Origin of the sequence: Hafnia sp. HMSC23F03, assembly GCF_001816025.1 — a bacterium.
Classification (GTDB): Bacteria; Pseudomonadota; Gammaproteobacteria; order Enterobacterales; family Enterobacteriaceae; genus Hafnia; species Hafnia paralvei.
This window is the reverse complement of record NZ_KV824246.1, coordinates 18,651-37,251: the sequence shown is the minus strand read 5'-3', so window position 1 is coordinate 37,251 and position 18,601 is coordinate 18,651. Positions and strand designations below refer to the sequence as shown.

The 18,601-nt window shown below is 47.6% G+C and carries 17 protein-coding genes; 8 read left to right on the top strand and 9 right to left on the bottom strand.

The window, feature by feature from the left end:
* Positions 1-343: 343 nt before the first annotated feature.
* Genes HMPREF3091_RS21230 through HMPREF3091_RS21220 form a run of 3 tightly spaced genes read right to left on the bottom strand, consistent with a single transcriptional unit; the run spans position 344 to position 2,801 of the window.
* Positions 344-937 carry a GNAT family N-acetyltransferase gene (locus HMPREF3091_RS21230; RefSeq protein WP_070718868.1) on the bottom strand — a complete coding sequence of 198 codons (594 nt, stop codon included), beginning with the start codon at positions 935-937 and terminating at the stop codon, positions 344-346.
* 13 nt (positions 938-950) lie between these two features.
* A complete protein-coding gene (gene arsC / locus HMPREF3091_RS21225) occupies positions 951-1,307 on the bottom strand; it encodes an arsenate reductase (glutaredoxin) (RefSeq protein ID WP_070718865.1) in 357 nt (118 codons plus the stop codon).
* Positions 1,308-1,316: 9 nt separating this feature from the next.
* Complete coding sequence (locus tag HMPREF3091_RS21220; protein ID WP_070718862.1) at positions 1,317-2,801, bottom strand: beta-barrel assembly-enhancing protease; 1,485 nt, start codon at positions 2,799-2,801, stop codon at positions 1,317-1,319.
* Positions 2,802-3,178: 377 nt separating this feature from the next.
* Here HMPREF3091_RS21220 and HMPREF3091_RS21215 point away from each other — a divergent pair, with 377 nt between their 5' ends.
* The gene (locus HMPREF3091_RS21215) at positions 3,179-4,243 is read left to right on the top strand and encodes an AI-2E family transporter (RefSeq protein ID WP_004091986.1); all 1,065 of its coding nucleotides are present in this window, start codon (positions 3,179-3,181) and stop codon (positions 4,241-4,243) included.
* A gap of 67 nt (positions 4,244-4,310) precedes the next feature.
* Here HMPREF3091_RS21215 and bcp read toward each other — a convergent pair whose 3' ends face one another.
* Positions 4,311-4,781 carry a thioredoxin-dependent thiol peroxidase gene (bcp, locus tag HMPREF3091_RS21210; protein WP_070718858.1) on the bottom strand — a complete coding sequence of 157 codons (471 nt, stop codon included), beginning with the start codon at positions 4,779-4,781 and terminating at the stop codon, positions 4,311-4,313.
* Positions 4,781-5,359, bottom strand: a complete 579-nt coding sequence (locus HMPREF3091_RS21205) for a glycine cleavage system transcriptional repressor (RefSeq protein ID WP_004091990.1) — start codon at positions 5,357-5,359, stop codon at positions 4,781-4,783. Before HMPREF3091_RS21205 ends, bcp begins: the two co-directional genes overlap by 1 nt.
* 137 nt (positions 5,360-5,496) lie before the next feature.
* Between HMPREF3091_RS21205 and dapA the strand changes: the two genes are divergently transcribed.
* From dapA to ypfH, 7 genes are all read left to right on the top strand, one after another.
* Positions 5,497-6,378 (top strand): 4-hydroxy-tetrahydrodipicolinate synthase, encoded by an 882-nt coding sequence (dapA, locus tag HMPREF3091_RS21200; protein ID WP_035503080.1) that lies wholly within the window; start codon positions 5,497-5,499, stop codon positions 6,376-6,378.
* Between the two features lie 16 nt (positions 6,379-6,394).
* On the top strand, positions 6,395-7,447 hold the full coding sequence (gene bamC, locus HMPREF3091_RS21195) for an outer membrane protein assembly factor BamC (protein ID WP_070718856.1): 1,053 nt from the start codon (positions 6,395-6,397) through the stop codon (positions 7,445-7,447).
* 164 nt (positions 7,448-7,611) lie between these two features.
* Entirely contained in the window at positions 7,612-8,325 is a 714-nt protein-coding gene (gene purC / locus HMPREF3091_RS21190) for a phosphoribosylaminoimidazolesuccinocarboxamide synthase (RefSeq protein WP_039188164.1), read from the top strand.
* A gap of 192 nt (positions 8,326-8,517) precedes the next feature.
* Positions 8,518-9,396 carry a KPN_02809 family neutral zinc metallopeptidase gene (locus HMPREF3091_RS21185; protein WP_070718852.1) on the top strand — a complete coding sequence of 293 codons (879 nt, stop codon included), beginning with the start codon at positions 8,518-8,520 and terminating at the stop codon, positions 9,394-9,396.
* A gap of 104 nt (positions 9,397-9,500) precedes the next feature.
* Entirely contained in the window at positions 9,501-11,474 is a 1,974-nt protein-coding gene (locus tag HMPREF3091_RS21180) for a tRNA(Met) cytidine acetyltransferase TmcA (protein WP_070718850.1), read from the top strand.
* A 343-nt stretch (positions 11,475-11,817) separates the two neighbouring features.
* Positions 11,818-14,622: an autotransporter outer membrane beta-barrel domain-containing protein gene (locus HMPREF3091_RS21175; protein WP_070718846.1), complete on the top strand. Its 2,805-nt coding sequence runs from the start codon at positions 11,818-11,820 to the stop codon at positions 14,620-14,622.
* A gap of 312 nt (positions 14,623-14,934) precedes the next feature.
* Entirely contained in the window at positions 14,935-15,621 is a 687-nt protein-coding gene (ypfH, locus tag HMPREF3091_RS21170; RefSeq protein ID WP_070718843.1) for an esterase, read from the top strand.
* A 60-nt stretch (positions 15,622-15,681) separates the two neighbouring features.
* On the opposite strand, the gene HMPREF3091_RS21165 is transcribed toward ypfH, so the two are convergent.
* The 4 genes from HMPREF3091_RS21165 to HMPREF3091_RS21150 all read right to left on the bottom strand — a co-directional run bounded on the left by HMPREF3091_RS21165 (position 15,682) and on the right by HMPREF3091_RS21150 (position 18,326).
* The gene (locus HMPREF3091_RS21165) at positions 15,682-15,867 is read right to left on the bottom strand and encodes a YpfN family protein (protein WP_008814137.1); all 186 of its coding nucleotides are present in this window, start codon (positions 15,865-15,867) and stop codon (positions 15,682-15,684) included.
* Positions 15,868-16,150: 283 nt separating this feature from the next.
* Positions 16,151-16,816 (bottom strand): M15 family metallopeptidase, encoded by a 666-nt coding sequence (locus HMPREF3091_RS21160; RefSeq protein WP_070718840.1) that lies wholly within the window; start codon positions 16,814-16,816, stop codon positions 16,151-16,153.
* Positions 16,813-17,943 (bottom strand): succinyl-diaminopimelate desuccinylase, encoded by a 1,131-nt coding sequence (dapE, locus tag HMPREF3091_RS21155; RefSeq protein ID WP_070718835.1) that lies wholly within the window; start codon positions 17,941-17,943, stop codon positions 16,813-16,815. Before dapE ends, HMPREF3091_RS21160 begins: the two co-directional genes overlap by 4 nt.
* Positions 17,940-18,326 (bottom strand): ArsC family reductase, encoded by a 387-nt coding sequence (locus HMPREF3091_RS21150; RefSeq protein WP_070718830.1) that lies wholly within the window; start codon positions 18,324-18,326, stop codon positions 17,940-17,942. The genes dapE and HMPREF3091_RS21150 overlap by 4 nt, the downstream gene beginning before the upstream one ends.
* Positions 18,327-18,601 lie beyond the last annotated feature (275 nt).

Here is an 18,601-nt window from a genome sequence, read left to right as displayed (position 1 = left end):
TCGGCTGAAGAACAACGTGCCGGAAAAGGTCAAAATCAAAAGATAAACCCAAAGCTTGCAGGTTTTTAGTTTAAGTCTTGGTAGGTAGAGCCGGCACGACAGGGATGTCGTGACGGAGTTTGGGGCGCCCTGGATGGGCGATACCAAACCGGAGCGGAGATGGCGTCTCGGATAAAAAGCGCGAGGATTGAAGGGGCGCGCGCTGGCGCCCCTCATCGGTCGCCTTCGCCAGTGGGCTCATGGAAGCGCATTTGCTGACCGGCGAACGAAATATTACACAATGCTTGCATAGTCGAGTTTCCAAACCGGAGCTACGTATTTGTTGACCGGCGAAAACACCCCACTACCTTACACCAAGCTTCCCAGCCATTTTCCCCTCAAGCCCCGCCTTAACCACTTCCCACTCATCGTCAATAATACTGAATCTAACAGAATTGCGTTTTCGGCCATCGGGCATGATTCGCTCATGGCGAACGATGCCTTCTTGTTGGGCTCCGATGCGTAAGATCGCGGCGCGTGAGCGGGTGTTATTTTCATCGGTGGTGAACTGTACGCGCACGCAGTTCATCACTTCAAAGGCGTAGGTTAGAAGGAGGTATTTCGCTTCAGTGTTGATGCCTGAACGTTGAAAAGATTGGCTCAGCCACGTATGTCCAATTTCCAGTTTGCGGTTGGCACGGTCAATTTTCCAAAAACGGGTGCAACCGACGATTTTGCGGCTTGCCGCATCGATAATCACAAAGGGGATGTGGCTGCCGTTGTCGCGGTTTTCGAAAGCGCGGTTGAGATATTGATCTATGGTTTGTGGACTTGGGATCACGGTTAATGTCATCTCCCAAAGTTGCCCGTCTGAAGCAGCATCAATGATCGACTGGCGGTGCTCCGCCTGCATTGGGTGCAGCTCAACAAGTTTGCCTTTTAAGACGGGCTGTTCCATATCAAACCTCGAATTACAGGATCGCTAATATTTGCTCTGGAGGACGGCCGATACGCGCTTTTTTTCCCTTAACGACGATGGGACGTTCGATCAATTTAGGATGATTGACCATGGCATCGATCAGTTGATCTTCCGTTAGGGATTCATCCGCCAGATTGAGTTCTTTATAGAGGTCTTCTTTATGGCGCATGAGCTGACGGGCGGAACTGAAACCGAGCTCTTTCAACAGCGTTTTCAGCGTGGCCGCGTCTGGCGGAGTATCAAGATATTGAATAATCTGGGGTTCGATGCCTTGTTCTTGCAGCAGCGCGAGGGTTTCGCGGCTTTTGGAGCAGCGTGGGTTGTGATAGATCGTTACTTGTTGTGTCATGGATTTTCCTTAACGGCCTCCGCGTTGGTATTGCTTGAAGCGTTGTTGTAGTTGTCTAAGCTGGTCGATACGCGCGTCGTAGCGAGCTTGTTTTAGGCTGCCAACGGGCATCAGTGCGCTGGCATTACTGAGTAAGCCAATCGCCTGATCTAACTGACCCAGCAGCGCTAAACTTTCAGCGCGAGCAGAAAGCTCTTCATCACGAAGGCCTTGTGCTGTGCTCGCTTGTGCGAGTAGATCCCAGCCGTTAGGATCGTTAGGATGCTCAAAGGTATAACGATAGAGTATCCGCGATGCTTTAGCGGCTTGGTTTCCTTCGACATAGGCGTTTGCCAGATTGATTTGTAAGACGGGCTCAGTGCGGCTTTTGGCTAACGCTTTCTCTAAACGGGCAATCGCGGCCGGTGCTTTTTTCTGCTCCAGATCGATATCTGTCATCAAGTCGATAAACCAGATGTTATCAGGCTGACTGTCAAGCAGGGGCTGTAGCATTTTTCGAGCATCATCATATTTGTTTGCCTGGCTGAATAAAATGGCACGGCCATAGCGAGCGGCGGTTTGTTCGCGCACGTTGCCATTTTCCATCGCCTTGAGCACATCCTCCGTCAGGAACGTATTGCCATCTTGTCCACCGCTGTACATGCCAAGCGCGCGTACCTTCGCTAATAAATAATCTTGTGAAGACTGAACTGGGTGCGGTGGCATTTGATTAGCGCGGTTGCGTGTATCAGATAAACGACTATCGGGTAGGGGGTGCGTCAGCAAAATTTCTGGGGGCTTGGAGGAGTAGCGTAGCTGATCGGATAGCTTTTGCAGGAAATTTGGCATCGCTTGCGGATCAAAACCGGATCGCTGTAGCACTTGAATGCCGATACGGTCTGCTTCTTGTTCATTTTGCTGCGTAAAGCTGATCATGTTTTGCTGGCTACCCGCTAATGTACCGCTAAGAGCGGCCATACCCGCCTGTGGGCTTGCCATTGCCAGCAAGATTGAACCGAGTGCACCGACCCATGTCAGCGGCGCAGTACGCTGCTGCTCTTCCATCGCACGCGCTAAATGGCGTTGGGTAACGTGAGAGATTTCATGCGCCATAACCGAGGCCAGTTGGCTTTCATTATCGGTATATCGGAAGAGGGCGGAGTGCAAAACAACGTTGCCACCGAAAAAGGCGAAGGCGTTGATTTCATCGTTGCGAACCAAATAGAAGTGAAACGGTGTGCGTACCGAGTTAGCATGAGCGACCAGCCTTGTGCCGAGCCCATTGATATACTCCATCAAAAGTGGATCGTTGATCAGCGGTGTACTGGCGCGCAACTGACGCACATAAAAATCACCCATCGCCAGCTCTTGGTTAATACTCAGCGTGTTTCCCGCAGTTGTACCAATGTCAGGCAGTTGGTCATCGCTAGGATCTGCTTTGCTTGGCATTGAGCCAGTGAGCAATAGCCCAGCCACTATCGTTGCGATAACCGATGTTTTAAACCGAGAAGTCATAAGTGACAGTTCCATTCAGTTTCATCTGGTGAAAGCGTTAATCAATGGGATACAACGCATTTGTAAGAGTCAGTCATGGCATTTTTGACACTAAACCCCGATAAGAGTTCTTCTTAACTTTGTCACACTCAATTACACTCATTCCACAAATGAATATACCCGCTCACATGAAATTTTTGGGTATGCGCCCATTTTCAACGCTTGAGTCCGTGTTGAGAATGGCGAAGTTTCTTGCTTGTTGGCTTATTCTGCCACCATAGCCTGATGGACTCCATGTCCTGATGACAGCAAAATTATCATTTTACGCTATTGGCGATGTTTGCCAGCTCTTTTCAAGGATAAGAACCACACGTTGTGCAGCTTAAGGAGTGACCCGCATGCTTGATATGTTAATGCAGTGGTATCGGAGACGATTTACCGATCCGCAGGCAATAGCATTGCTGACGATCCTGCTAGTCGGTTTTTGTATCATCTATTTTTTCAACGGAATACTTGCTCCGTTGCTGGTGGCGATTGTTTTAGCCTATCTGCTCGAGTGGCCAACGCATAAACTGCAATTAATTGGCTTCTCTCGAGTATGGGCGGTCATTGCTGTCCTCATTGTGTTTGGCGGAATTACTCTGCTGTCGGTCTTTGTCATTGCTCCTGCGGTATGGCAGCAGGGATTTAATTTGATGGCCGATATGCCCAAAATGGTCACTCGTTTCTACGAGTTTGCTGCCACGCTGCCTAGCCGTTATCCGGCGCTGATGGACGCAGGGATTATCGATATGGTCGTCGAAAATATCCGCGCCAAAATGGCGGTGATGGGGGAGTCGGTGGTGAAGTTATCGCTGGCGTCGCTAGTAGGGCTTCTTACATTAGCTATCTATCTGATTCTCGTGCCTTTGATGGTGTTTTTCCTGTTAAAGGATAAAGAGCAGATGCTGAACGCTGTACGTCGAGTATTGCCTCGCGACCGTGGTTTAGCAGGGCAGGTATGGATTGAGATGAACCAGCAAATCACCAACTATATTCGAGGCAAAGTGCTCGAAATGGTGGTGGTCGGTGTCGCGACCTATCTGGTGTTTCTGGTCGTTGATTTGCATTATGCCTTGCTGCTGGCGGTATTGGTCGGATTCTCAGTTTTGATCCCCTATATCGGCGCAGTGTTGGTAACCATTCCGGTGGTTATTGTGGCGCTGTTCCAGTGGGGACTGGGTGCGGATTTCTGGACGTTGTTTATTGCCTATCTGGTGGTGCAGGGGCTTGACGGGAATTTATTGGTGCCGCTGCTGTTCTCCGAAGCGGTCAACTTGCATCCGCTCGTGATCATTCTTTCGGTGATTATCTTTGGCGGGCTGTGGGGCTTCTGGGGCGTATTTTTTGCTATCCCGCTGGCGACCCTAGTGAAAGCCGTCATTCATGCGTGGCCAGATGAGTTTATCTCGGAAGCGGATTAATCATTGAGCTGAGAAAAAACAACGCCCTGCATGTGCAGGGCGTTGACGTTTTATGACGGCGGATGAGTTAGCCGTTATTTTTTACATAGTCCAGCACGATGTCGTGGTGGTTACTGGTTTTGAAATCGTCAAATACGTGCTGAACTTTGCCTTCTTCATCAATCAGGAAGCTGATACGATGAATGCCGTCATAGGTTTTACCCATAAAGGTTTTCTCGCCCCAGACACCAAACTCTTCAGCTACTTTGTGATCTTCATCAGACAGCAATGTGAAGTTAAGAACTTCTTTTTCTACAAAGCGGGAAAGTTTTTCAGGTTTGTCAGTGCTAATACCTAACACTTCTACACCCAATTTTTTCAATTCATCCATATTGTCGCGCAGGCCACAGGCTTGAAAGGTACAGCCTGGAGTCATGGCTTTTGGATAAAAATAGACTAAAACTTTCTGACCTTGGAAGTCGGCCAAGCTGATTTGCTCACCATCTTGATCTAACAGGGTAAATTTAGGAGCGATGCTACCGGCTTTCAATGGGCTCATTACTGCTCTCCGTCTTTATCTTCATGCAGGGAATAGTTCACGACGTTAATACTGCCCTGTGCGCTGAGTTCTGTACAGAGCTTCTCGAAAGCTTGTTCAATACTTTCTGCATCTTGGCTTGCAGGGCTGTGTGCTGTGATTTGAATATACAGCTTTGGTGCTGCTGAATCTTGGCTTAATTGTGTCTTGGACACCAGCTCGGCGATGTTCATATGGTGCGAATCAAATAAGTCGGTGAAGCGCTCAATGATGTGCGGAGAATCTTTTACCTCAACCTGAACCCAAACGGTGGCTGGCATGGTTGGACGTTCATGCCATGTCGTACGCTTCATGACGATCAGCAAATCCATTTCGACGCCTTTTAACGGCAGAGTGGATTCAATCAGCGTGATAGCGTTCCAGCTACCTGAGAGCAGCATAATAAAAGTGAACTCTTCGCCCAACATTGCCAAACGGCTATCTTCAATATTACACCCGCAGCTACTGACATGGCGCGTGATGTTATTGACGATACCGGGGCGATCTGCACCTAAGGCGGTGATGACTAAATAGTGTTGATTGGGCTGTGGCAAGAGCATTCTTCCTGACTTTGTGATGGTATCCCAAGGTAAACATAAAAAAAACGGCTCGACAAGCAGTTAGCACATAGATGTTTACTTGCTTTGCGATCGCTTTCAAAAGTACCATGAGGAACCTGTTTGTGGAGGGACTGTCAATGTTCACGGGAAGTATTGTTGCGCTGGTTACGCCGATGGATGACAAAGGTCAAGTCGATCGCGCTAGCTTGAAGAAATTGATTGATTATCATGTGGCCAGCGGGACATCTGCGATAGTGTCCGTGGGAACCACCGGCGAATCTGCCACCTTAAACCACGACGAACATGTCGATGTGGTGCTACAGACGCTGGATCTTGCTGATGGCAGAATCCCTGTAATAGCAGGCGCTGGAGCAAATGCAACCGCGGAAGCGATTGCGTTGACTGAGCGTTTTAATAATTCGGGCGTGGTGGGTTGTCTGACGGTAACACCGTATTACAATAAGCCAATGCAGGAAGGTCTGTTCCAGCATTTTAAAGCAATTGCGGAACATACTGATTTACCACAAATTTTGTATAACGTACCTTCGCGTACGGGATGCGATATGTTGCCAGAAACCATTGCGCGCCTGGCAGAAATCAAAAATATTATTGCTGTAAAAGAAGCGACCGGGAACTTAAGTCGTGTTAGTCAGATCCAAGAACTGGTCAACGACGATAGCTTTATTTTGCTAAGCGGCGATGACGCAACGGCTCTGGACTTTATGCAACTGGGTGGTCAGGGCGTTATTTCTGTCACAGCAAACGTTGCTGCGCGTGAAATGGCTGAACTCTGTAAGCTGGCGGCCGATGGTGATTTTGCCAAGGCTCGTAAGCTGAACCAGCGTTTAATGGCGCTGCATCAACAGTTATTTGTAGAAGCAAATCCGATACCGGTGAAATGGGCCTGTAAGGTATTGGGATTGATAGCAACCGACACTATGCGTTTACCAATGACGCCAATTAGCGATAAGGCTCGCCCTGTCGTAGAACAAGCGCTAAAACACGTCGGCTTGCTGTAACTCTTAGGGAGATTGAATGGCTTACTCAGTACAAAAGTCGGCGGTAGCGACTGTCGTCGGCATTTCTTTGGTCATGATGCTGTCTGCATGCTCGACCGATCAGCGCTATAAGCGTCAGGTGAGCGGCGATGAGGCCTATCTTGATGCGACGACGTTGTCCGAATTGAAAACACCTGCGGGTATGATTTTGCCAGTGCAAAATGGAACCTACGATGTTCGCTTGGCCACGGCTAAAGGTGAAGTGGGTAAAGCGTTGGATATTCGACCACCTGCACAGCCTTTGGCTCTGTTGAACGGCTCTCGTGGTCAGTTTGTTAACGGCGCTGCGATTGTGTTGGTTGAGAGTACTCCGGGGGCGAGTAGCCTTTGGACTCAGGTGACGCAAGCGGTTCAAGGGCTAAACTACCCAATAGCCAGCCGCAATGATGCAGGCCAGACGTTGACGACAGACTGGGTTAGCTTCCAGCGTGGTGATGAAGACGTCCAGTATGAAGGCCGTTATCAGATCTCCGTGCAACCACAAGGTTATCAGACTGCGGTTGTCGTGAAATCTTTAGGTCTGAAGCAGGGTGAAACGGCGATCACTGAGGATTCTCAAACTCAGCGTTATGCGGTGTCTGTACTGAACAACGTCGTCAGCGGTTTGGATAAATATCAGACCGATCAGGCTAATGCGCGTGCTAATCGTCAGGTCGGTGATATCGACGTGCAAAGCGGTGCCGATGATACCGGTTTACCGGTGTTGATTGCGCGCGCGCCTTATACTGCCGTGTGGGATCGCTTGCCATCAACGCTTGACCTGATTGGCATGAAAGTGACCGATCGTAGCCGTCCACAGGGGACTATTTCTGTCACGTACAAATCTATCAGCAGCAGTAGCTGGGATGATTTGGGCGCGAAAGATCCAGAACTCAAAGAAGGCGATTACAAGATTCAGGTGGGTGACTTAGATAACCGTACCAGCTTACAATTCTTAGACAGCAAAGGCGCGCCATTGACTCAGTCGCAGAATGATGCGTTGGTCAGTGTGTTCCAAGCCGCTTTTTCTAAGTCAAATGTCAGTAAGTAGCTAACAACCGTTAGTAAAGACAAAAAGGGGCTTCGGCCTCTTTTTTATTTCATTTTTTTAATGCGCAATCGTTTGGCTGGCGTATAATGCCCCTAAATTGATGCGCTTTGACCTAAAGCTGCGGATTTCAGTTTTCGTGTTCCTAAACCTATGGAGTAAGCAAAATGCAAAAGCTCGCTGAGTTGTATCGCGGCAAGGCAAAAACCGTGTATACCACTGAAAACCCGGATTTGCTGATTCTTGAGTTCCGAAATGATACATCAGCACTGGACGGCCAGCGCATTGAGCAGTTTGATCGTAAGGGGATGGTGAATAACAAGTTTAACCACTTCATCATGAGCAAGCTGGAAGAGGCGGGGATCCCGACCCAGATGGAACGCTTGCTTTCTGATACCGAGGTTTTAGTTAAAAAACTGGATATGGTTCCAGTTGAATGTGTGATCCGCAACCGCGCAGCGGGTTCTCTGGTTAAGCGCTTAGGCATCGAAGAAGGGACGCCGCTGAATCCGCCACTTTTCGATTTATTCCTGAAAAATGATGCGATGCATGACCCGATGGTAAATGAATCCTACTGCCGTACCTTTGGCTGGGTGAGCGATGAAAATCTGGCCACGATGAAAGCGCTGAGCTACAAAGTGAACGATGTGCTGAGCAAAATTTTTGGTGATGCAGGGTTAATCCTTGTCGATTTCAAACTTGAATTCGGCTTGTTTAAAGGTCAGGTCGTGCTGGGTGATGAGTTCTCTCCAGACGGCAGCCGTTTGTGGGATAAAGAAACACTGAACAAGATGGATAAAGATCGCTACCGCCAGAGCTTAGGCGGTTTGATCGAAGCCTACGAAGAAGTCGCGCATCGTATTGGTGTGAAATTAGACTAATCTTCACAGCAACTATTTGAATAAACAGCAGAGGCCTTGGTCTCTGTTGTTGTTTTTATGCTTCACTGATGCGCTGAAGCATCGGATGTTTTCCTCTCATGAAATATTTCATTATCTGATTTCTCCTTTTTATGGTATTCACGCCAGCAATTTCCTACCATTAACACATCATGTCATTTCTGAGGTTTAACTATGCGCTGGCAAGGGCGTCGCGAAAGCGACAACGTTGAAGATCGACGTGGAGATTCCACGGGTTCATCCGGTGGTTTCGGTGGCGGTGGTTTTCGTGTACCGCGTGGCAAAGGCGGCCTAATTCTGCTGGTGGTGGTATTGGTGGCGGGATATTACGGCGTGGATCTAACACCGCTGCTGAATGGTGAAGCCCCAATGGGACAAACTCAGCAACAAAGCCAGCCTGCCAAATCTGCGCAGGATAACCAGATGGCGAAATTTACTTCAGTTATTTTGGCCTCCACCGAAGATACCTGGAGTCAGTTATTCCAGAAAATGGGTAGGCAGTATCAGGAGCCGAAGCTGGTATTGTATCGGGGGGCGACGCGTACCGGATGTGGAACGGGCCAGTCGGTCATGGGGCCTTTTTACTGCCCTGCTGACAAAACTGTCTATATCGATCTCTCTTTCTATCAAGAGATGAAGAATAAATTAGGTGCAGACGGTGATTTTGCTCAAGGCTACGTGGTGGCACATGAAGTTGGGCACCACGTACAAAACTTGCTGGGTATTGAACCCAAGGTACGCCAAATGCAGCAAGGGGCAAGCAAAGCTGAGCAGAATCGACTCTCTGTGAAGATGGAGCTTCAGGCCGATTGCTTCGCTGGCGTTTGGGGCCATAACATGCAAAATCAGCAAGTGTTGGAGGCGGGCGATTTAGAAGAGGCGTTGAACGCCGCGCAAGCTATTGGTGACGACCGCTTGCAACAGCAAAGTCAAGGGCGAGTTATCCCAGATAGCTTCACTCATGGAACTTCAGAACAGCGCTACACATGGTTTAAACGCGGTTTTGATAGTGGAAACCCAAGTCGCTGTGACACATTTGCATCTGCTAATTAAATAGTCTATCTGCGCCCCGCATTGGATGTTGCGGGGCGCAAAGCCCTAATACCTCTTACTTCGAGTATAATATCCTCTTCTTTTGACTCTCTAAGCGGATCCGTATGTCTCTTTCTTCTTCTATCACCTCTATGCAGCGCATGGGGATCCGCCGTGTGCTAATCGTGAGCGGTGATACAACGTGGCATCGCCAAGTTATAGAAGAGAACCTGTCTTCGCTTCAGCCGAATCTATTGTGGGTTGGCGAAAATGCGCCGGAAGGCATAGCTTCTATCGCGACTCGTGCGGCGAGAGGCCTGTTGGGACAAGAGCTTGCCCATGTTGTGTTCAATGCCGCTGAGGGTGTTAATACGGAAGCTCTGGCCGCAGTTTCTGGGGCGATGAGTGCGGGTCATTGGCTCGTTTTGTTGGTTCCGGACTGGGAACAGTGGCCGTGCTTACCGGATATGGATAGCTTACGTTGGAGTGAACAGGCCGAGCCTATCGCCACACCTCATTTTGCTCGGCATTTCCAGCGTGTCACTTCACAGCACCCTGACATTATTGTGTGGAAGCAAGGGGCGCCGAAAGAAATTACTGAGCTTCACATGGCGCTCCCCGAGTGGCATCGTCCTGACGGATCGCCAACGCGGGAACAGGAGGCGATATTACGGGCTTTATTGACGAATGACGATCCTGTGAGCGTCGTGATTGGTGAACGCGGGCGTGGAAAGTCAACGCTGGCGGGCATGTTTGCTGCACGGACGGCGGGAGAGTGTTGGGTTACAGGACCAAATAGGGTGTCGACTCAGATTTTGTCTCAGCGCGGGAAACGAGTGGAGTTTTATGCTCCTGATAGGTTACTGGAGCAATGCCGGCAAAAAGTCCCTGAAAATGTTGATTGGCTATTGATTGATGAAGCCGCAGCAATTCCGGCACCGATGCTAAACGAGTTGATCTCATTTTTCCCACATGTCCTTTTAACCACGACGGTTCAAGGGTACGAAGGTACTGGACGGGGTTTTTTACTCAAATTTTGTTCTTCGCTTCCATCGTGTCAAATTTATTCCTTAGAACAACCTATGCGCTGGGCGATGGATGATCCCCTTGAGGCTTGGGTGAATTCGCTTTTGCTATTTGCTGAGCCGCAAGAGCCCTTTGTGCATGCCCGGAAGTTTGAACAAAAAAAATTATGCCAAAATGAATGGCACTCTTCGCCACAAGTGATGTCTGATTTCTACGCTCTTTTAACCAGTGCTCACTACAAGACTACGCCACTGGATCTGCGCCGGTTAATGGACGGTGTGGGAAACCATCTACATGCTAGCTTTGTTGATAGCAAAATTGTTGCCGCATTATGGGCGATAGATGAGGGCGGATTAGATGAGCAGCTAGCTAAAGCCGTGTGGGCTGGTGAACGTCGTCCCAAAGGCAGCTTAGTTGCGCAGTCATTGGCTGCTCATGGTGGACAATGGCGCGCCGCAGTTTTACGCTCCCGCAGAATCAGCCGAATTGCCGTCTTTCCCGGATGGCGACGTCAAGGCGTGGCTAGATCATTAGTCGCTGCGGTTATCCATCAAGCGCGGCAAGAACAGTTGGATTTTGTTTCCGTGAGTTTTGGCTATACGCCCGAACTGCATCAGTTTTGGCAACGATGTGGTTTTCAACTTGTCAGGTTTGGAACGCATTTAGAAGCGAGCAGTGGCTGCTATACAGCGATGGCGATGGTGCCTCTAAATGAAGAATCAGATCAGCTTTTACGCCGATTGCAGCTACGTTTGCAGCGTGATGGCTACTTTATCGAAAAAAAGCTCAATATAAAATTGCCCATTAGCGTGAAAAAAGACCTCTCGCTGAATCGGGATGATTGCGATGAACTTCACGGTTTCGCGCATTGTTATCGCCCGTTTGATGTTTCTATTTATGCACTCATTAGGCTTGCAAATAATCTTTCTGATAATGAACTTAATTGCTTTCTAAAAGATTGTGTAAGTGAGAATTGTCGTGTGAGTGAGTTGTGCGATAAATATAGGATATCTGGTAAAAAAGAGCTGGTTACCCGATTGCGGTCTGTATTGACTGACATTCTTAATGGTTAATGACGGCAGTTCTGAATATTGCTTTCCTAAAGATCATTCTATTTTAAATTTATTTTCCCACTTTGTTTGTGTTCTGATTTATTTAATTGAGAATTAAATTTATTTATTTTCCAGGTCGTTTATCGTGAAAGTTTTTTATATTTTCACGACGACTATTGTTACTGTATTTAAAGGTTTTTTTTAGTTGAATTAAATCTACCTCTTAATTATTATTTAATTCCGCTGAACTTTGGCGAAAGCACTTTCAGATAGTTTCATATATTTTAAAAGTATCAACAATTCATAACTATATTCATCTCTGATGGGTTATGGATTAACGTTGCCTATATTGAGGGAATAACAGATGTCTTCTTGGAAGAATAAGACTGCTTTAACGCGTCTGGCATTGGCTTGCTCCATGGCTATCGCAGCTCAAGCTGCTGTAGCTGCTACAAATGATATTTCAGGTACTACCTACGACACCTACGGCCACGATCTTGGCTACGGTAATCATGTTTATATCAATGAGTTTACCGACGCTAACGCTGGTAGTTATGTTGATGGATATGTAGATTTTGATGGATATGTCGGCTGGAATAATTCAACTGACGGATATTATGATGGCGATATCTATCCAGTAATTAATAAATCTGTCGTTAATGGTGTTATTTCAACCTATTATCTTGCTTATGATTCATCAAATACTGCTGATACGTTAAATATCACTAACAGCACTATTCACGGTATGGTTACATCATCCTGTGTAACCGATGAATGTGCTCATGATACCGAACATCTGTTGGGTACACTGCAGCTGACCGTTGATAACTCTACGATTGATGATACCTACGAACATTATGATTATGACGTGACTACAGATGGTGTTCGCGATCATGATCTTTACAATACCTACGCAATGGGTAATGCAATTACTCTGGATCAGGAAGCAAATGTTGTTATCCAGAACAATTCCCACGTTGCAGGTATTACCTTAACTCAGGGTTATTATTGGGAAGATGGTGTAACTAATAGCCCAGAAATTTTTACTGATACCGTAACTGTTAAAGATTCTGTGGTCACTTCAGGTGCTTACTCAGAATTGGGTAATACAGGCTTCTATGGTCAATCAGGCAAACCAAGTGACTACTCAGGAACGGGTTTTGCAGGCCTTGATGATGCGGCACTGATTGTTGCGGCAAGTAATATTGATAACGCCATGCAAACTACGGCTACGTTTGATCATTCAACGTTGACTGGCGATGTTCTGTTCTCCAGCGTATTCGATAAGAACTTTGATCCAACTGGCCATGATTCTAACGGTGGTCATGATAAAGACATCGGTGGTTGGACCAATGGTTGGGATGATCAAGATTCTTTAAATCTGACATTAACCAACGGCAGTAAGTGGGTTGGTGCTGCGATGTCTTCTGTTGAACATACGAATACTCTGTATGATTACAGCCCTAATAGCCTGTGGCCAACGGATGAGTTCGATATAAACGGTGATTACACTTCAGCCGCTGTTTATCAGAGCGGTTTATTCAACGTTACTCTGGATAATAGCTCTGAGTGGGATACCCGCAAGCAATCTAACATTGACACTTTGACCATTAACAACGGTTCTCAGGTTAACGTTGAGAATTCAAGCTTGCTGGCTGATAGCATCACCTTAAATAACGGTTCTTCGATGCATATCGGCGATAACGCTGACGACACGACAATTCCTCGTTCGGATGGCTATAACGGCGGTGTTGCTACTGATTCACTGAACATCAATAGCGGCAGTCAGGTTATTTTGACTGAAGAAACTGCAGCACTGTATGCCAACACAATTACTGTGACCAACGGTGGTGAACTGAACTTAGGTTTGGGTCAGACCGATACTCACAGCTTGGTATTAAGTGATGCTGGTACTCTGAATGTCGGCAGCCGTGAGTACGTGCTCAATTCAGATATGAGCAACGCGCGTTATGTGACCAATGATGTTAATGCTGCTGGTTATGACCACGGTGTTATTGCTATCAACTCTGACGGTCACCTGGCGGTTAACGGTGATGTGAGCGGTAACTACACTGTTCGTGTAGATAACGCGACTGGTAAGGGTTCTATCGCTGATTACCAAGACAAAGAAATTGTTCGTGTGTACGACAATAATGCAGATACCAGCGCATCGTTCACCGCAGCTAACCGTGCTGACCTGGGTGCTTATACCTATGAAGCAGAGCAGCGTGGCGATACTGTTGTTCTGGACCAGCGTAATCTGACTGATGCTGCCAATATGGCGCTGAGCATTCCTTCTGCAAACGCCAACATCTGGCATATGGAGCAGGACACTCTGGAACGTCGCCAGACTCAAACTCGTGATAGCGTGGGTGACACTGGTGGTGCATGGGTGAGCTACTTCGGCGGTCATGTTAACGGTGACGGCGATGAGATCAGCTATGATCAAGATATCAGCGGTATCATGGTTGGTGTGGATAAGATTATCGACGGCAACTATGCAAACTGGTTGGTCGGTATGTCAGCAGGCTTCGCTAAAGGCGACGTTAGCGACCACAGCGGCAGCGTAGATCAGGACAGCCAGTCTGCTCGTGTCTACTCTTCTGCTAAGTTCGACAACAACGTCTTCTTGGATACCTCTTTAAGCTACTCTCATTACAGCAACGATCTGGATGCTGATATGAGCAACGGCGACCACACATCAGGCTCTACCAGCTCTGATGCATGGGGCTTCGGCTTGAAAGTGGGTTACGACATTGCTCTTGATACTCAAGGTAAACTGAGCCCATATGCTAGCGTTTCTGGTCTGTTCATGGACAGCGATGACTACCGTACCAGCAATGGCATGGATGTGTCTGACCAGGGCTACAACAGCTTGCGTTACGAAGCGGGTATCAATGCTAACTATCGCTTCGACTATGCAAACGACCAGTCTCTGACTCCATATGCGACTTTGGCATACGTTTATGATGATGCAGGCAGCAACGATGCAGACATCAACGGCGACAACATTGACAACGGTGTTGGTGGTTCAGCGGTTCGCGTTGGGTTAGGCGGTCAGTTTAACTTCACTAAGAACTTCAGCACCTACGCAGGCGCAAGCTATATGGGTGGTAGTGATATCGACCAGCCATGGGCTGTTAACGCTGGCGTGAAATACAGCTGGTAATAGATTCATACGCACAGGCAACAGTATGCAATCTCTTTTGCTAGCGTCCAAGTAATAGAGGTTGTACCGAAAGGATTTTGGGCTGTTGCCTAGTATGAATTCTCCGTGCAGTTTAGGCTGCGCGGAGAGTCCCTTAAATTGAATGGCCCTTCGGGGCCATTTTTTTTATCTCGTTTTTAATGAGTATTGAGCAAAAAAATAGAACAACCTCATCAAGGAAATACGATTTTCCTCAAAACTCTTCGGCGTATAGTGGTGGTTAACAAATGATGCCAATCAGTGGCATGTTTTAATTAACCGAGGAGTGACCTAATGAAACACGAACATCATGTTGTCCAAAGCCCTGCAACACCGGCAGAACAGCTGATTTTGCTGTTTCACGGGGTTGGCGATAATCCGGTGTCTATGGGAACGATTGGAGAGTATTTTGCTCACGCTTTTCCAAACGCGCTGGTGATTAGCATCGGATCACCCTATCAGATCCCGAGCGGCCAAGGTTTGCAGTGGTTTTCGGTGAATGGGATAACAGAAGAGAACCGCATCGAGCGTATTAATGACGTTATGCCTCAGTTTATTGAAATTGTGCGATATTGGCAGCGTGTTGCTGATGTTAACCCTGAGGCTACTGCGCTAGTCGGATTTTCTCAGGGAGCGATTATGGTGCTTGAGGCGGTGAAAGTGACGCCAAATTTGGCCGGAAGGGTGGTATCTTTCAGTGGCCGTTTTGCCGCATTACCTGAAAAAAGTTTAGGGAATACAGTTGTGCACCTGATTCATGGTAGTGAGGATACGATTATTGCTATCGATAACGCGCATCAGGCTGCAGAGAGTATGCAAAGATCCGGATCTGACTTTACTTTAGATATCGAGCCGATTGGGCATGCCATCGACCAGAATATGATGGATTTAGCGCTTGAGCGTTTACACGCTTACATTCCGCAACGCTATTGGGATGAAGCTCTGAGTGGTAAACGTGGTGATTTGATCGCATTTAAATAAAATGATGATCTTGAGAAGGGCAATGAAAATTGCCCTTTTAATTCCGATGAGTGCTTGGCGCTATTTCTTTTTAGGCCAGTCATCATCATTGTCCCACTGGGCATTGTTATCGCGATGCGGTGGCAATTCAGGCTTATTGCTCAGAAAACTTTTGTGGTCTACTTTGAGCAAGGCTTTCATCCCATTCCACACCATCCCGATCAGAACTAACAGAATAATCCACCAGTAATCGGCTAACCATTGCATAGCTACCACCTTAAATTTTTGGCTAATTAAATGGCTGAACTGCAAACGTTGCGGTCTTTCGAATCATGTTTCATCGGTTCGAACCACCAACGTCGGTGAAACGGTATAACCGCTTTTCTGCATGACACCATTCACTCTGCGTTAAGTATACAGCCTCAGAAACAAAGTTATGCGGAGTTTCCGCAATAAAAATAGGACAGGGTAGCGCTAAATTACGTATAAATTTCCTGAGCTTAAGATAAAAAACCGCCCATGTAGGCGGTTTAAAGCATATAAGTAAGGCTTATTTTATGGCAATAAAGCGGGAAAAAATCTCTGAAAGGCGTGGGATAAGCCATTCCGAACCCGCAATGTGCTGGCCTTGCCATGCCTTTTTTAGCACCTCTTCCGTTAGCTGATGTTCAGCCAAGGAAGAGAGGGGGCGATAGCTGAGATGCCAAGGCTCTACCGCAACACCTTGCTGTTTATCGCTGAATGGACGGTAAAATCCAAAACGGTCCATATTATCTGAAAGCCATTGGTTTAATGGATAGAAATAACCGCCTTCCAGATATTCCCACGGCTCAAGCTGAAGTTTTTCCCCATCGGGTAAAAGATCTGGATCATAGATATCGAGATCGGTTCCCCAATGATGGCGACTAGCGCCAGGAAGTGCAGACCAGCGTAAAATTGCACAGCATAACTCACCATCCGTCAGCGTTGTGATATCCAGTGGTTGGCTATTTTCATCGAGAACCGCGCGTTCGCCATTGAACTTCGCATTCCAGATAGTTTGCTGTCGAGCAAAGTCTCTAAATGTGCTGGCAGGTTGTAAATTAAACCCAGCGTCTTTGGCTGCGCATTGCAATGCCTGAAAAGCCTTAACGGCCTCAGGTTGTAAACGATGGTTCCCACAAAGTACGGCGAGATGCTCGGTGCTTTGTCCGGTCAGCATTTCCGGCGTGATCATGCGACGAGTTGCTCCATTATTCTTTGGTACATACGGCTCAGCATTTGCAGGTCTGCGGCATGAACACACTCATCCACTTTATGAATCGTGGCATTGACCGGCCCGAGTTCAACGACCTGAGTGCCCATCTGCGCGATAAAGCGTCCATCAGAGGTTCCACCGGTGGTCAGCAACTGTGGCGTAATTTCGCCATAATGCTGAATGGCATTGACGACAGCGTCGACCAAATGACCGCGTGCGGTTAGGAAAGGCAAGCCTGAAACGTTCCACTCTAAGCTATAGCTGAGTTGATAGCGGTCAAGTAGGTCTTTGACTCGAGCCTTAATCGAATCGACGGTCGACTCCGTGCTGAAGCGGAAATTAAACTGTATATATAACTCGCCAGGGATCACGTTATTGCTACCCGTACCCGCGGCGATATTCGCGATCTGCATACTGGTAGGGGGAAAGAATTCATTCCCCTCATCCCAAACTTCATTGACCAACTCATTTATCATAGGAGCGGCTTTATGAATGGGGTTATCGGCCAAATGTGGATAGGCAACATGGCCCTGTACGCCATGAATATAGAGGTTAGCCGTCATTGAGCCACGGCGGCCATTTTTAACCACATCGCCGACTTTCTCCGTGCTAGACGGTTCGCCAACCAAGCAGTATTCAACCTTCTCCTGACGTGCAATCAGCTTTTCCACTACTTTAACAGTGCCGTTTACCGCGCTAGCTTCTTCATCCGAAGTGATTAAGAAAGCCAGACGCCCCTGATGGTGAGGGTTGGCTTCGATGAAGCGTTCAGCCGCAACGACCATGGCTGCCAGCGAACCTTTCATATCCGCTGCGCCTCGGCCGTAAATCATACCGTCGCGCAGGGTTGGTTCATACGGCGGATTGGTCCATTTGGATTCATCTCCGCTTGGTACCACGTCGGTATGGCCAGCGAATGCTAGCGTAGGGCCATTACCCCCGCGATAAGCCCAAAAGTTACGGGTGTCGCCAAACGTCATATCTTCGATGGTAAAACCAATGGCTTGCAGACGTTCGATCAATAGATCCTGACAGCCTGCATCTTCAGGGCTAACAGAACGGCATTTGATTAACTGCTGAGTGAGCTCAAGTACAGGGCAGGTCATCGTATTTTCTCCTCAGCTAAAAATTGTGCATATTGCTCCGGCTTAAATCCCAGCAGCATGTGGTCATTATGTGCCAATAGCGGGCGTTTGATAATCGCGGGATGCTCCAGCATTAATGCTGCTGCGTTATCGGCATCGGTGATACTGCTGCGTAATGATTCATCCAGCTTGCGCCATGTCGTTCCGCGCGTGTTCAGTAACGCTTCCCACCCCAATTGGGCGATAAACGTGTGTAGCAGATCGGCCTCTAAACCATCGGCACGATAATCATGAAACTGATAGACCACCTGTTGCTCCTCAAGCCATTTTCGGGCTTTTTTAATGGTGTCGCAGTTCTTGATGCCATAAAGATAAAGAGGTGCTTTTTCTAAATTTGCTGTCATGCGGCAAGAGTACCTGTGTCTAAGCTCACGATCTGGCGAATTCATGGTGTGTGGCGCAGACCCTGACTTGTTGATGTTGTTAAATTATTTAACACATAATGCGGGAAAAAGGGCTCATGATCCAGAGTGTTAGCGCTAAGAGTGTTCCGACTGTGTAAATTGAGGCTGCGCTTTATCTAAATAGTGCTTCTGAATAGTCGTTCTTATAGAAATATCGACTAGGTCAAATATTCACCATTGGTCTGTAAAAGGTTATCATGATCGGGTACTAAATT